This is a genomic window from Pleurocapsa sp. PCC 7319 (genome assembly GCF_000332195.1).
GTDB lineage: Bacteria > Cyanobacteriota > Cyanobacteriia > Cyanobacteriales > Xenococcaceae > Waterburya.
On the sequence record NZ_KB235922.1, the window covers coordinates 739119 to 754631 of the forward strand.

The window sequence follows — 15513 nt, forward strand, 5'->3', positions numbered from 1 at the left end:
GACTGTTTAGTTTACCTTACTTAAATACTTCAAGCCGTAAAAACACTTTATCTGCCAAGTTTTATTTCTTTATATTACCTCTTGCTTAACTAAATTTAACGTAATTCTCATTTTCGGTGCAAGTTGACAATCTTGCAACTTGCATTAGTGAGATTCTGGATTGAGTCCATGCTATTCTTGACGCTTCGCAGTGGGTTCTAATTTTCAAAAAAACTGAAGATTGTCGCGACAAAATATATAAAATAAACGCGCCTACAGTATTAGCTTAGTAGACGCGATGACGATCATGATCTTGTTTGCCAATTTAATCTAACCTTGTTATTTAGAGCTTTAAGGATTAAATTAATCGGCTGCTGAGTTAAGAAATTCTAGTAGGTTTCAACGTGCCAGCGGTGTTCTTTTTTCATCGCTTTACGATAATCATCCCAGTTAACGCCATGCTTATCTGCTGCCGCACTTAATGCTTCGTCAATACCGCCTTCCATACCTTTCAGACCACAAATATAAGTATGGGTTTTAGGATTCTGCATCAATTCCCAAAGCTTATCAGCGTGTTCGGCGATTCGGTGTTGAATGTACATTTTGCCGCCTTCGGAGTTCTTCTGCTCACGGCTGATGGCATAGTCTAAACGGAAGTTATCAGGATATTTCTCGGCCAATTCATCGAGCTGATCCTTATAGAGGATATTAGGAGTTTTGGCAATACCAAAGAATAACCAAGCTAAACCTTTAAAGTTATAGTCTGGGTTTTTGTCTCCCTCAAAGAACATACGCCATAGATAAGCACGGAATGGGGCAATACCAGTTCCTGTGGCAATCATAATAACGTTAGCATCTTCATCTTCTGGCAATAGCATCTCTTTACCCACAGGGCCAGTAATAGATACATCATCACCTGGGTTGAGGTTACACAAGAAGCTAGAGCATACCCCTTCAACGTCTTCTCCAGTTTCGGGATCTTTGTATTCTAATTTACGTACACACAATGAAACAGTTTTATCTTCTAAATTATCTCCGTGACGAGTAGAAGCGATAGAATATAGTCTTAATTTATGCGGTTTGCCTTGTTCATCTTCACCAGGAGGAACAATACCAATACTTTGACCTTCCACGTAGTGTAAATCTCCACCAGAAAGGTCAAATGTCATGTGGCGACAAGTTCCAATACCGCCTTCTCCAACTAAATCATAGATTTCTGTACATTTACCAATGTACGGATTTTTAGGGCGATAGATATTAACTGGAACTTTTTTCTTAGCTTGTTTGGATTTTGCTTGAGACATAGATTTATTGTTAGATGCTACTTGCTGCTGGGGTGTAGGTTGGCTTACTGGCACTGGTGTGTCATGACCAACAGGCTTAATACTAACTACTTTTCCACCCAAACTGTTGATGCGGCGCATCTCTTGATTCATCCGGTTGTAGGGAACAGTGATCAACACAGAACCGCTGTTACGAACAGGGGCTTTAAGACTACCATTGTTGCCATTTTGAGATAGACCCTCAACCTCGTAAACAAATAGACGATTTTTGTACTGACTATTGCTACTAGAAAACGCTGAACTAGAGTTATACATTTCGCTATCTTTTCTCCCCCAATTTAAATTTTAGACTATTAAATACTTTACATAACTGACTTCCTCTTCATACCCATTATTTGCTGAGTACGAAAATAAGAACAGTAGCTTATAGTGTTTGTATTGTATTAATAGACTATCATTGAGAGACTATGATTTATTCATGATTTAGGAAAATTTTGGATGGAAGTAGCATCAGAAATTAGCCATCAGACTTAGGCTACCTTTCTACGTGAATTTGAATCTGTAGTTTTTAATTCATTTTCATTTTTTTAAGAAACTGTCTGACTAAAAATATGAGACTAACTTAACTCTGTTGTAACCAAGTGATTTTCTACTGTTTTCTCTTGTAGAGGTGGTTAGCTTCTGGTAAGATTCATCAATGTTAGTAGTTAGCATTTAGTACTTAATTAACTAGCAAAGAATCAAGCTTTCTCAAAGAAGTTTTGCCATTTTTTTGGCAAAATGTAGGGAGAAATTTCATTTAAACTATAGATTTGGTGTTCTTTGCCAAGTCAGAGATTTACGGCTTGATTTTTCCTAAGGAGTCTAAATTTACAGATATATTTGTCTGTATTTTGCTCCTTGAGCTAGCTTAATAATTATGGGTTAAATATTAGTTTTGTAGAAGAGGATTTTTATGACCGCCGATTTAGACCGAGTGGTGCTTATCGGAGTAGCAGGAGACTCCGGATGTGGTAAATCAACTTTTCTTCGTCGTTTAACTGATCTGTTTGGCGAAGAATTTATGACTGTAATTTGTCTTGATGACTATCATAGTCTTGATCGCAAAGGTAGAAAAGCAGCAGGGGTTACAGCTTTAAATCCTAAAGCCAATAACTTCGACCTGATGTATGAGCAAATTAAGGCTCTTAAGGAAGGTAAAGCGATCGATAAGCCAATTTATAATCATGAAACTGGTGAACTTGACCCTCCTGAGAGAATTGAACCAAATAAAGTCGTTGTAATTGAGGGTTTGCATCCTCTTTACGATCAGAGAGTTCGTGAACTGGTAGACTTTGGCGTTTACCTCGATATTAGTGACGAAGTCAAAATTCAGTGGAAAATTCAACGTGATATGTCCGAAAGAGGCCATACTTACGAGGATATTTTGGCCTCCATTAAAGCTCGTGAACCCGATTTCAAAGCCTACATCGAAGTCCAAAGAGAATTTGCTGATGTCGTAATCCAAGTATTACCTACTCAGCTAGTAGACGATAAAGAAACTGATCTACTTCGAGTTCGCTTGATCCAGAAAGAAGGAGTAGAAAACTTCGACACAGTTTACCTCTTTGATGAAGGCTCAACTATACACTGGCGTCCCTGCGGACGTAAGCTTACTTGCGCTTATCCCGGTATCAAGATGTACTACGGTCCCGATGCCTTCTATAATAACGAAGTCTCGATCTTAGAAGTAGATGGTCAGTTCGATAATCTCGAAGAAATGATCTATATCGAGAGCCACTTGAGTAACACAGGTACAGGTCACTATGGTGAAATGACTGAACTATTGCTTAAGCATAAAGATTATCCTGGTTCTAATAATGGAACTGGTTTATTCCAGGTATTAGTTGGTCTAAAAATGCGTGAAACTTACGATAAGCTGATGACTACAATGGCAGAAACAGCTAAGGTATAATTTTGGTCGCTGAATTAAACAACTAAAATCATTATCAATAATTATCTTGAAGTCGCGGTAGAGCTGTATGCAGTATTCGCGGCTTTTTGCTTTTTATTAGGCAAGTATGACAATTTTGTTGGGGAATATTCACTATTGGCGATTAGAGGCATTTTTCCTAATGTCTTTGATTAAAATTTCAACTAAGAGGGAACTCTAAGTGTGATTTTATTAATTACTTATAATTCTGATGTCTTCTCAAGATAATAAGCCCAAGGGTTGTGGCTGTGGCTGTGCCAATATCCCTTTTTCGGTAATTCTTCTCTTATTAGGAGGGGGGTACTGGTGGTTTAGTAAAAATGGTCTGCCAGATTTTGATCTCAATCGGCTCAATAGTTTTCTGGCGAAAATTCCTGGAATTGAGATTTCAATCCCTATTTCTGAACCAGTTCCTCCTCCCGTCCCCCCTCAGCCAACCCCGACTTTACCCTCTTCACCAATTGTTTCATCTCCCAGTATTCCTAATTCCTCGCTCAATTCGTCGCCCAATCTTCCTTCTTCACCAATTGTCAACTCACCACAGCCGAAACCTTCCCAGAACACTACTAAAAAATCTAATCAGCAGCTAGAGCAAGTAAAATCACAGAATCAAAAACCTGAATCAAAAATTTCCCCAACCATAAACAACTGGGATCAAAAAGTCATTAGAGGAATTTATTTAAGCCGTTATCAAATTACTAATAATGCCAGCGAACAAGTGATTCGCGATCGCGTAAAGTTTTACCGCGCTCAAGGAATAAATACTATCATTCATGGAGTTTGGGGCAATGCTTGTACAATGTACAACAGTCAGGTTATGGAACAAAAGCTCGGCTATAAAAGTTGTCCCAATAAATTTCGCGATCGCTGGCTAGACTGGCTGATTGATGAAGCACACCAACAGGGTATAGAAGTTCACGCCTATTTTGAAAAAGGCATTAAAATCGACCAAAATAGTCCTGTATTTGATAGAGCGATCGCTCAGAAATGGATTATTCCAGGAATTGATCGTACTTATAGTGGAGTGGAACACTATCTGCTAGACGTAGAAAATCCTGAAGTTGCTGACTTTTTTCGCGACATCCTCACCGAGTTTGTCCAGAAATATCCCGAAATAGATGCTGTTCAATGGGACGATTATCTTGGTTATCATGCAGAATTACCGGGCAATGTCGATCGCACGGAAAGTTTAACTAAGTTTGTCCAAAAAATGATCGAGGCAATGAAACAAGCTAACCCCAAAGTTAGTTTTGATATCTGTCACCACAATCCCTATTGGGCAAAACGGTATTTTGCGGCTGACTGGAAAAAATGGGACGTCGACCGCATATTTATTCAAAATTACAACGAGAAAAACTTCCAAGCAGAACTAGACTATGTTAAGCAGTATGATGGTATTGCGCTTACAGACCAACAATTTCATCGCCTTCCCGAAATCATCGACGATAATGCTATCAAAAGTGTTTTAATTTTCCCCCTTTCTGGCAAACCAGAGCAAACTGCTGCTAATTTAAGAAGCTTGACACAAGAGAAAAACAACTAAAATTTTTACTTTATTTAAGCTTAGATCTGATTTCTTCGACTCGCTTCCGATTAACTCCTAAGTCTGATTTTCCTAAACGTGACGCAGAACGTACGTGAACTACATTAGCTTGTGGGTCGAAATAAAATTCGACATCATCTACGTAACCCATTAACTTACTTTTAAATTCTGCGTAGAGATAATTATCTGTCTCTTCAATGATCGTAGTTCTTTCCATGCCCTCTACCACTTTCTTGATTTCAGCAATAGATACAGCAGATAAAGGTTCAATCTTAGATTGAGCATCGTCGCTTTGACTATTGACACAATTAGGACTATCAGGGCAAGCCGCTAATTTGCCATCTTTAACTCCCAAATTGCTCGGTCTTTCCCCTGTAAAATTGAACATTTTGAACTTCTTCTTAAAACTGAATTTTAATCTAATTAGGATTATCTCATATAGCAACTATTGCCGCTGCGCGGAAGTATGAAGTAATAAAACTTCTACAGCTGATAGCTGATAGCTAGGGCGAAGCCCTTTACGCTGCATTTGCCACCACGTTTTCTTGGGAAGTTAACAGTTTCAGTGCGGTCTGGTATTGCTGGTCTGCTTCTGTAGCAATTTGAGAATAGGTAATTGCCTGTTGAGCCACCACGTTATCTGGCATGATACCAAGTTTATTAATATCTTTGTGGCTGGGCGTTTCGTATTTAGCTACTGTCACCGCTAATCCTGAACCGTCTGGCAATTCAAACAAAGACTGAATTAAGCCTTTGCCAAAAGTTTTTTCTCCTACCAATAAAGCACGATGATTATCTTGTAATGCTCCTGCCAAAATTTCGCTAGCACTGGCAGTCCCCTGGTTCACCAACACGATTAGGGGATCGTCTGTCAGTATATCGTCAGTAGAATCAAAACTACCCAAAGCTCCCTGACGATTCACTGTATAGACAATGGTGCTACTATCAAGCCACATTCTGGCGATTTCTACTCCAGCCTGTAACAATCCCCCAGGATTATTGCGTAAATCTAAAATATAAGCTTCTGCTCCTTGTTGCTCAAGACGATTAACTCCTTGGGCAATCTCATCCGCCGCATTGGCACTAAACTGATTCAGACGAATATAACCAACTTTATTATTGGTAGTGGTATCTAAAGCGGTAACTACAGGATTCAGAGAAATGCGATCGCGAATTAAGCTTACTGTACGGGGTTGAGCATTCTCATCTCGACCAGATTGCACCCGGAGAGAAACTTTTGTCCCCACAGTGCCACGCATCCTAGCGGCAGCTTCATCCAAAGTCAGGGTTTGGGTGTCGACTCCATCAATTTCTAAAATGCTATCTTTGGGTTCAATTCCTGCTGCCTCTGCTGGAGAACCAGCAAGAGGAGAGATTACTTCAATTAGCTTGGTTTCTGGATTAACATTAATCTGTAAGCCGACACCAGAAAGTTCGCCAGAAGTGTTGACCTGTAAACTATGATATTGCTCTGGTCTCAGGAGCCTCGTGAAAGGATCGTCCAACCCTGCCAACATTTCTTCGATCACAGCATAAGTTTCTTCGCGATCGCGCAATGGGTTTTTGATAAACTGTTCTCGAACCTTCCACCAATTTTGATGATTAAAAGTCTCGTCTAAATAAGACTGATTGACAATACGCCAAGATTGCAAAAGTAATTTTTGTTCTTCGGTAAAAGCTTGGGCTTCGGGAATGAAATACCAAAAGGAAGACGCAACCCAGAAAAATACCAATAAAGCGATTGAGAAAACTTTTTTGAGCATGAGAAAAATGATTAGGGATATATCCTACGTTACTTAATTATTCTAATTTAGCGATTCTTAATTAACTGTTACGCAAAAACAGCGATCATCTTCGATAATTAAGAAACAATACCTATATATTTTTGACGATACAATAGCCACCCTGACTTAAATATGTCTTATAATACGACATTAAATAAAGCCACCATAGCTTAAAGCTATGTTACATTTTTTAAAGAGGGCAAAACTCTTTTAAGGGTTCACCCTACTACGGACTTAAATAGCAATATACACATTTAGTGCGGTCTGTGACGATGCAGACAAACTTGAACCAAGTACGCACCTGCTACCTCAAACTTTGACAGTAGCCTCAGATATCTAGTGAATTTAAGGCTAAAAAATCTTGAACTTCTTAGTTATCGTTAGGACTCTGACAAGTTAGTTCGGTAAACTATCCATAATTTTTTTGTTAGCTAATCTATAGGCTTCATGTTTTCTAAACAAGTAACTGATTCAAAAGTTTTTCAATGGTTTGATGAGCGTCTAGAAGTTCAAGCAATTTCTGATGACATCACCAGCAAATACGTACCCCCCCATGTCAATATTTTCTACTGTTTGGGCGGGATCACTCTCGTCTGCTTCCTCATTCAGTTTGCTACTGGATTCTGCATGACTTTTTACTACAAACCCAGTGTAGCGGAAGCATTTACGTCTGTTGAATACATCATGAATGAAGTCAGCTTCGGTTGGTTGATTCGTTCTATCCATCGCTGGTCAGCTAGCATGATGGTCTTGATGATGATTCTTCATGTTTTCCGTGTTTATCTCACTGGTGGTTTCAAAAAGCCCCGTGAGTTAACTTGGATTACTGGGGTAACCATGGCAGTAATCACCGTTAGCTTTGGCGTTACTGGATACTCTCTTCCCTGGGATCAAGTAGGCTATTGGGCGGTAAAAATTGTTTCTGGTGTACCAGCAGCAATCCCTGTCGTCGGCGACCAAATGGTAGAACTATTAAGAGGTGGTGCGAGTGTGGGTCAAGCTACTTTAACTCGCTTCTACAGCTTGCATACTTTCGTCTTACCATGGTTAATTGCAGTATTCATGCTGTTGCACTTCTTAATGATTCGCAAGCAAGGTATTTCCGGTCCCTTGTAAACTCTACAGCATAACTTTGTCAGGTATTATTTGCCCTGATAAATTGTTGCCTAGAATAATATAGCTAAAATGTCAGGCGTATAAGTCATTCACTGGTTAGCACTAAATACTCACAAAGACGCATTTTAGTTGAAGAATAAAGGTTTAATTTTCTCAATAGAACAATTACTCTGTAGTCTTTATGATGGAGTAAGAGTCACACCATTTGATTAACTTCGACAGTACATATAGCAATTATCCAGCTTATTAAAATAGCTGAATCCCTGTAAATTTTAGGAGAAAGAACTATGTCCACTTTAAAAAAGCCAGATCTTAGCGATCCTGCTTTACGCGCTAAGTTGGCTCAAGGTATGGGTCATAACTATTATGGTGAACCCGCTTGGCCCAATGATTTGTTATACATTTTCCCTGTAGTTATCTTGGGAACTATTGGTTTGGTAGTATGTTTAGCGGTGTTAGATCCTGCGATCATGGGTGAACCTGCTAATCCTTTCGCTACTCCTCTGGAAATCTTGCCTGAATGGTATCTCTATCCAGTATTTCAAATCTTACGTGTCGTTCCTAGTAAACTGCTAGGAATTGCAGCTCAAACGGCTGTACCTTTGGGTTTGATGTTGATTCCTTTCATTGAAAGCGTTAACAAGTTCCAAAATCCCTTCCGCCGTCCCGTAGCTACTACAGTATTCTTGTTTGGTACTTTAGTAACTATCTGGTTGGGAATTGGTGCCACATTCCCCATCGATAAATCTTTAACTCTAGGCTTATTCTAAATTTGAGAATATGTAAAAGAAGTTGAAATTTAGTTAGTTGGCGAGACGCGATCGCTCGTTACTGGAGTTGAGTTGATACTCACCCTAGTAATGATCAATTGCGTCTCGTTATTAGTTTAATTTCCCTAGTACGAACTAATTGTGTTGTCGAAATTAATAATTTGTTGGTATTATTATGTTGAAGGAAGGATTAGTAGTTTAAGCTATACCTTTCTACCTTCAAAGATATTAAACTGAAAGGAAGTGGGGGGAGCCCGCTTTTTTTGTTGTCTATGAACAGAAAACCTCAACCAAAAGTTTGCTAATCCAGCCATAACCTAGCTTATATTAACTTCCGCCCAACATGACTCATCCTGTCGTCCCTCAAATTATTGAACTGGCATCTCCTTTAGCCGCCAACCTTAATCTGGAATTGGTTGATGTGGTTTTTCAAACTAATAAAACACCACCAATTTTGAGGATAGATGTGCGGAATCTGCAAACAGAAACTAGTCTAGAAAACTGTGAACAGATGAGTCGAATTGTAGAGGAAAAGCTAGATTTAGCGGAAATTATTCCGGGAGCTTATGTTCTAGAAATCTCTAGTCCTGGGATTTCTCGCAATTTAACCACCGAGCGCGAATTTGTCGCTTTTAAAGGATTTGCTGTGACTGTAAAAACTTTTGCTCCCTATAAAGGCAAAAAACAATGGTCAGGTAGATTACAACAACGGGACCAAACAGCAGTTCATCTTAATCAAAAAGGTAAAGCGATCGCCATTCCGCGAGAATTAATTGCTAAAGTACAACTGGACGACGATAGCTGAGAACGAAAAAAGCGATAAAGCGATAAAGCGATTCATACCGATAATTTCTCCCATATTATTGCAGCAATTCCCCAAACCAAAATCGTATTATTAGGAGTACCATATGACCTTAGTCAGTTTGCCTGGTCTGAGGGCAACAATCGACGAAATCAGCCAGAGATACAATTTACCAGGTAGCGCAGTTGAAGAAGCTCTTAGGGAAGCTCTAATCAAAGGTTATGAAAAATTTCGCCGTTCTAAAGTTCGTCATGAAGAATTTAGCGAAGAATATTTTGAAAATTTTAATGTTCAATTAGACACAGAAGAAGAAGGATTTCAGATTTTAACTACCAAAGTAATTGTTGACATTAGCAAAGAGCAAATTGAAGATCACGACCATCAAATTGCCCTCAGCGAGGTACAAGAGCAAGTAGACGACTCAGAAATTCAGGTAGGGGATTCGGTTTTAGTTGACGTTACGCCTGAGCAAAAAGATTTTGGACGAATGGCAGCGATTCAAACTAAACAGGTACTGTTACAAAAGCTAAGGGATCAACAAAGAAAACTAATCCAGGAAGAATTTAAAGACTTAGAGGATACTGTTCTTCAGGCAAGGGTTGTGCGTTTTGAACGACAATCGGCAATTGTTGCCGTTAGCAGTGGTTTGGGACAACCAGAAGTAGAGGCCGAGTTACCGAAGCGAGAACAGTTGCCCAATGATACTTATCGCTCAAACAGTACTTTTAAAGTTTATTTGAAAAAAGTTAGGGACACTCCCCATAGAGGTCCTCAGCTAATGGTTTCACGAGCTACGGCCGGATTGGTTGTTGAACTATTTAGTAATGAAGTTCCCGAAATAGAAGAAGAAATTGTCCGTATTGTAGCCGTAGCCAGAGAAGCCCATCCTCCTTCTCGTTATGTCGGGGTACGTACCAAGATTGCAGTGGATACTTTAGAAAGAGATGTTGACCCTGTTGGAGCCTGTATTGGGGCCAGGGGATCACGAATTCAAGCCGTAGTCAATGAACTAAGAGGGGAAAAAATAGATGTTATTCGTTGGTCTCCCGACCCAGCAACTTATATCGCTAATTCTCTAAGTCCTGCCAGAGTAGACCAAGTAGTATTAGCTAACACTGAAGAAAAACAGTCATTGGTTTTGGTGGCAGAAGATCAACTAAGTTTGGCCATTGGTAAAGAAGGGCAAAATGTACGTCTGGCAGCTCGTTTGACTGGTTGGAAAATCGATATTAAAGATATTGATAAGTACGATGAAGAAGCAGAGATGAAGAAATGGGCTGCTCAAGCCGAAACAGAAGCCAAACAAATAACTGAAGAGGAAACAGAAGCAGAGACTTCTATAGATATAGAAGCAGAGACTTCCATAGATATAGAAGCAGTAACTCAACTAGATGAGGCTACAGCAGAAACAGAGGTATCAGAAGTAGAAGCCTCAAATTCCGAGGCAGCAATTAATACCTCGACAACAGAGAAAGAAGCAAACGCTACTGTCGAAAATGATGCTATGTAACTATTTATATTTGAAGAAAGGTGATTGCCCTCTTCGTACTAACGAAGCCGATCGCCTTTATCTAGTTTTTTGACTTTCAGAATTACAGTCAACAATTGAGACCAATTTGAATCAAATCAATTATCGTAGATGTATTAGTTGTCGCCAATTAGCGCCCAAAAAATCTTTATGGCGGGTAATCAGATTGGCACATACTCATAAAATTCAGCTAGATCGAGGTATGGGACGCTCTGCTTATCTCTGTCCTAATATAGATTGTTTAAACCAAGTCAGGTTTAATAATCGTCTCAGCCGATCTTTGAAAGCTAGAGTCCCTGAGGATATTTATCAAAATTTACAAGCACGTCTAAAAAACGTTTAACCTGATAATGTTAAAGTCAAGGAATAAAAGCAAAATTTGGGTACTTAAAATATAGAATCAGATCAACAATTCTGTATTTTTCCCTAAAATAAAAGACAAAGGGTCTGCTAAATATTAATGCTTTTCGATATCTTATTAAATATTTTCGATCATAGATTTTATTTGGTAAGGTCGCGGAAGTTTTACCAGCAATCTTAAACACATGAAAGACTACATGGATAAACAAATGGTCAAATAAACTATAAATAGTAAATTGAAGGGCAGAGTGGATGAACAACGGCAAAGTTAGAATATACGAACTATCAAAAGAGCTCAATTTGGACAATAAAGATATCAAAGAGATTTGTGAACAGCTTAACATTGCAGTAAAAAGTCATAGCAGCACAATTACAGCATCTCAAGCAGAAAGAGTTAAAGCAGTGGCTGCTAAATCCCCTCGTGCCGCAAAAGCAGCAAATAGTCCCAAGAAAGAATCTATAGCCCCCAAACCCACGGGGAAACTTAAGCAGCAAATTTTGGCTGTTCATCACCGAACTGAAGTACCTAACTCCCCTTCTTCTGGGAATAACCCCCAAACTGGTTCATCTCCTACTTTAGTATCACCACCAACTAGACCAACTCGCCCTCAATCGATTACACCGAAACCATCTCAAGAAGAATCTTCAGTGCCAGCAAAACCTCCTCAACTTAAAGAGCCTTCTCTCAACCGCAACGAAGTCAAATCAGCCTCCAGTAAAGACCACAAACCTCTAGAATCAGCTCCTAAGACTCCTGCTGTTAAGACATCGAGGTTGGTTGAGCCACCCTCAAGACCCCAAATAAATAAACCTAAGGTTGGGGTCAAAAATTCAACTCAGGCTTCGAACAAGCCAAAAATACGCTCTTCAGAGCAACCTCAAGCTAAAACAGAAGATACAGAGAAAAAGAAAAAGGTTATTCCTCCCTTACCTAAGCTAAATCAAAGACCACAGAAAGTTCGAGCAGTCAGTAAAGTTAGCCAGGTTGCAGAAGAAGAGGTTGATGAGAACGTTACCGACGATTCAAATGATAACAGCATCGAAACTGATGAAATTATCGAGAAAACCGAGGTCAAAAAAGTTACACGGCTAAAACGCCCTGCTCCTCCTCGTAAAGTCAAAAAAGAATGGGAAAATGAAGAAGAGGACGAAGAAAAGCAATCTAAATCAGGCAAAGGAAAAGCGGCTAAAAAACGTCGTGCGCCTAAACCAGTATTAGATGAAGATGAAGATTTTGACTCAGATGCTAATTTAGTTCAAGTTAACACTGCGTTTAGCTTATCTACGGCTCGCCCGCCAAAACCACAGTCTTTACAACAACAGCAGCCAGCAGCTAGTTCTCACAAAAAACCACGCAAACCATCTTTCAAAACCGAAAAAACTCCCAAAACTGAACGCCAGACGAAAAGCAAAGTTACGCCATCTTTACCAGAATCAATTATTTTATCGGATAATCTGACTGTTAGAGATCTTGCAGAAAGACTGAATACTCCTGAAACTGACATCATCAAAAATCTATTTTTCAAAGGGATTCCTGTCAACATCACCCAAACTTTAGACTTAGATACGGCTCGCTTGGTAGCCGAAGAACTAGGGGTAAATGTCGAAGCTCCCACAGAAAAATCAGCAGCAACCAAAGATACTGAAATGTTGGATGCTGATGATCTAGAAAACCTTCAGCTTCGTCCACCCGTAGTTACTATCATGGGTCATGTAGATCATGGCAAAACTACCTTATTGGACTCAATTCGCAAAAGTACGGTTGCTTCAGGGGAAGCTGGAGGGATCACTCAACATATTGGGGCTTACCATGTAGACGTAGAACATAATGGTGATAAACAGCAGATTGTTTTCTTGGATACCCCTGGTCACGAAGCTTTTACCGCCATGCGTGCTAGAGGAACAAGAGTTACTGACATTGCCATTTTGGTTGTCGCTGCTGATGATGGAGTTCAACCCCAAACCAAAGAAGCGATCAGTCATGCTAAAGCTGCAGAGGTACCTTTATTGGTAGCTATTAACAAAGTAGACAAGCCAGAATCTAATCCCGACAGAATTAAACAAGAACTAACTGAACAGGGTTTAGTACCTGAAGATTGGGGCGGAGATACAACTATGGTTCCTGTTAGCGCGCTGACAGGAGATAATCTGGATGAACTATTAGAGATGATTCTTTTAGTAGCTGAAGTTGAAGAACTTTCTGCTAATCCAGATCGTCCTGCTAAAGGAACCGTAATTGAAGCGAACCTAGATCGTAATCGAGGTCCTGTAGCAACTCTATTAGTTCAAAATGGGACTTTGAGAGTAGGAGACAGTATTGTTGCCGGTTCTGTGCTGGGTAAAGTTCGGGCGATGATTGATGATACAGGGGCAAAAGTAGAAGCAGCAACTCCCTCTTTTGCTGTAGAAATTTTAGGCTTGAACGATGTTCCAGAAGCTGGGGACGAATTTGATGTCTACGAAAATGAAAAAGAAGCCAGAGCGCTCGCCGATCAACGTTCCATTGACCAGCGAGATAGCCGCTTATTACAATCAATGTCATCTCGTCGTATTAGTTTGAGCACCATATCTGCTCAGGCGCAAGAAGGCGAACTTAAAGAACTCAACTTAATTATTAAGGCTGACGTTCAGGGCTCTGTAGAGGCTATTCTCGGTTCTCTGCAACAATTACCTCAAAATGAAGTGCAGATCCGTACTCTTTTAGCATCTCCTGGGGAAGTTACCGAAACAGATGTAGATTTGGCTGCTGCCAGCGGTGCAGTTATTATTGGCTTCAATACCACCTTGGCATCGGGTTCACGGCAAGCGGCTGACAGAGAAGGAGTAGATATTCGTCAATACAATATTATCTATAAGCTCTTAGATGATATTCAAGGAGCAATGGAAGGTTTACTCGATCCTGAAGAAGTCGAAGAAAGTCTCGGTCAAGTTGAAGTCAGGGCTGTATTCCCAGTTGGTCGTGGTGCTGTTGCCGGTTGTTATGTATTGTCAGGCAAGATAGTCCGTAACTGTAAAATTCGGGTTCGTCGTGGCAACAAAATAGTCTACGAAGGAGACTTAAGTTCCCTCAAACGTATGAAAGACGATGTCAAAGAGGTCAACACAGGTTTTGAATGTGGTATTGGTGCGGCTAAATTCTCTGATTGGAAAGAAGGCGACATCATTGAAGCTTATGAATTAGTGTTTAAGCGCCGGACTTTGGCAACAAACTAGGATAATTAGGCTCAAGTGGGGTAATTAGCTATGATCTACTATGATCTAAATTATCCCCCTTAATTAGTCTTTAGAATCCCCGAATTAGTAATGTCTACTTTTCGTTCTGAACCCTTTCTGTGGATTCATCTTTCAGGAATAGTCTTGTTTCCTATTTTGTTAGAAATAGTTTTGATTGGTTTAGCTACTGGAGATAGTTTTTCTTATATTTTAGAACTGTTATTAATTGCGGCTTTTGGGATAATTCCTGTGTTGCGGATGCAACTGACCTGTCCATTTGATATTTTTAGTATTTTGCTCTTTTCCCTTAATCCAGAATCTTTAACTACTGAGCAGACCAGGATACTATCGCTATTCAAGTCTAATAAGCAAAAGCTGTTTGCTATTTTGGCAGCAGGATTTATGCTCTTGCTCCTGTGGTTATTGTATCGTTTATCTCCACTAGCAGTTGCACTATTTGATTTTATTCCGCAGTGGCGTATTTTGGGTCTGATAATCGCCACGATTGCTTTTTTTGGTAGTAATTTGTTCTTACAAGTGCCTCTCAGTGTTTTGTTAGTTTTATTGACTAAACAATCACAGTTTGCTCAAATTGAACCATATCCCCAAGACCAAATCGAGCAAGATTTTACTGTACCTGGAATCAAGGTCAGTAAAATACTCTGGTTTTTAAAATCAGATTCAGACTCTAAGGAGATTACTTAAACTCATCTCACGTAGTTGTGCCATTAGCCATTAGCCATTAGCCATTAGCCATTAGCAAGTGATGAGTCGCTTTTCTCCTTGCTTTAAAACATTACTTTATTTAACTCTTAATTGTGTAATCCCAATTACAGACTGTTATCTTAGTTGAGTTAAACTAATAACACATATAGAATGAATCAGAGATAACATCACAATAATATGACAAATTCAATCATCGCTGCGCACAATAGGCGTGAGCAAGACCAAAAAATTTGGCTTGGTCTTAGACAGGCGATCGCCAAAAGTTCTGGATTTCAACGCTGGCAGCAAGAAAGAGACATTGACATTAATGGTGATTTGGAGAAACAGGTTCGACGCTATCTGGAAGAAACGCTAGAAACTTTAGCCTACTAGCTCATAATTGGATAAAGAAAGCTTTGATTAGTTTTTGCTTGGTTTTGTGGGGATGAATTTATACA

At 39.6% G+C, this 15513-nt stretch carries 13 protein-coding genes; 10 read left to right on the plus strand and 3 right to left on the minus strand.

Annotation, left to right across the window (positions count from 1 at the left end; translation table 11 throughout):
* Nucleotides 1-368: 368 nt before the first annotated feature.
* Nucleotides 369-1577 carry a ferredoxin--NADP reductase gene (gene petH, locus PLEUR7319_RS0107485; RefSeq protein ID WP_019504594.1) on the minus strand — a complete coding sequence of 403 codons (1209 nt, stop codon included), beginning with the start codon at nt 1575-1577 and terminating at the stop codon, nt 369-371.
* Between the two features lie 640 nt (nt 1578-2217).
* Between petH and PLEUR7319_RS0107490 the strand changes: the two genes are divergently transcribed.
* Nucleotides 2218-3216 (plus strand): phosphoribulokinase, encoded by a 999-nt coding sequence (locus PLEUR7319_RS0107490; protein WP_019504595.1) that lies wholly within the window; start codon nt 2218-2220, stop codon nt 3214-3216.
* A gap of 229 nt (nt 3217-3445) precedes the next feature.
* On the plus strand, nt 3446-4777 hold the full coding sequence (locus PLEUR7319_RS0107495; protein ID WP_019504596.1) for a family 10 glycosylhydrolase: 1332 nt from the start codon (nt 3446-3448) through the stop codon (nt 4775-4777).
* A gap of 10 nt (nt 4778-4787) precedes the next feature.
* Here PLEUR7319_RS0107495 and PLEUR7319_RS0107500 read toward each other — a convergent pair whose 3' ends face one another.
* Both PLEUR7319_RS0107500 and ctpA read right to left on the minus strand, forming a co-directional pair.
* The gene (locus tag PLEUR7319_RS0107500; RefSeq protein WP_019504597.1) at nt 4788-5165 is read right to left on the minus strand and encodes a DUF1499 domain-containing protein; all 378 of its coding nucleotides are present in this window, start codon (nt 5163-5165) and stop codon (nt 4788-4790) included.
* Nucleotides 5166-5295: 130 nt separating this feature from the next.
* Nucleotides 5296-6540, minus strand: coding sequence for a carboxyl-terminal processing protease CtpA (gene ctpA / locus PLEUR7319_RS0107505; protein WP_019504598.1), 1245 nt, complete (start codon nt 6538-6540; stop codon nt 5296-5298).
* 468 nt (nt 6541-7008) lie between these two features.
* Between ctpA and petB the strand changes: the two genes are divergently transcribed.
* The 8 genes from petB to PLEUR7319_RS0107545 all read left to right on the plus strand — a co-directional run bounded on the left by petB (nt 7009) and on the right by PLEUR7319_RS0107545 (nt 15448).
* The gene (gene petB, locus PLEUR7319_RS0107510) at nt 7009-7677 is read left to right on the plus strand and encodes a cytochrome b6 (RefSeq protein ID WP_019504599.1); all 669 of its coding nucleotides are present in this window, start codon (nt 7009-7011) and stop codon (nt 7675-7677) included.
* Nucleotides 7678-7964: 287 nt separating this feature from the next.
* Nucleotides 7965-8447: a cytochrome b6-f complex subunit IV gene (gene petD / locus PLEUR7319_RS0107515; RefSeq protein ID WP_019504600.1), complete on the plus strand. Its 483-nt coding sequence runs from the start codon at nt 7965-7967 to the stop codon at nt 8445-8447.
* 343 nt (nt 8448-8790) lie between these two features.
* Nucleotides 8791-9252: a ribosome maturation factor RimP gene (rimP, locus tag PLEUR7319_RS0107520; protein ID WP_019504601.1), complete on the plus strand. Its 462-nt coding sequence runs from the start codon at nt 8791-8793 to the stop codon at nt 9250-9252.
* Nucleotides 9253-9355: 103 nt separating this feature from the next.
* The gene (gene nusA, locus PLEUR7319_RS0107525; protein WP_019504602.1) at nt 9356-10759 is read left to right on the plus strand and encodes a transcription termination factor NusA; all 1404 of its coding nucleotides are present in this window, start codon (nt 9356-9358) and stop codon (nt 10757-10759) included.
* A 106-nt stretch (nt 10760-10865) separates the two neighbouring features.
* Complete coding sequence (locus PLEUR7319_RS0107530) at nt 10866-11120, plus strand: YlxR family protein (RefSeq protein ID WP_019504603.1); 255 nt, start codon at nt 10866-10868, stop codon at nt 11118-11120.
* Between the two features lie 269 nt (nt 11121-11389).
* Nucleotides 11390-14350: a translation initiation factor IF-2 gene (infB, locus tag PLEUR7319_RS0107535; protein WP_019504604.1), complete on the plus strand. Its 2961-nt coding sequence runs from the start codon at nt 11390-11392 to the stop codon at nt 14348-14350.
* Between the two features lie 90 nt (nt 14351-14440).
* Entirely contained in the window at nt 14441-15055 is a 615-nt protein-coding gene (locus PLEUR7319_RS0107540; RefSeq protein WP_019504605.1) for a low-complexity tail membrane protein, read from the plus strand.
* A gap of 198 nt (nt 15056-15253) precedes the next feature.
* Nucleotides 15254-15448 carry a hypothetical protein gene (locus PLEUR7319_RS0107545; RefSeq protein ID WP_019504606.1) on the plus strand — a complete coding sequence of 65 codons (195 nt, stop codon included), beginning with the start codon at nt 15254-15256 and terminating at the stop codon, nt 15446-15448.
* The last annotated feature ends 65 nt before the right edge of the window (nt 15449-15513 follow it).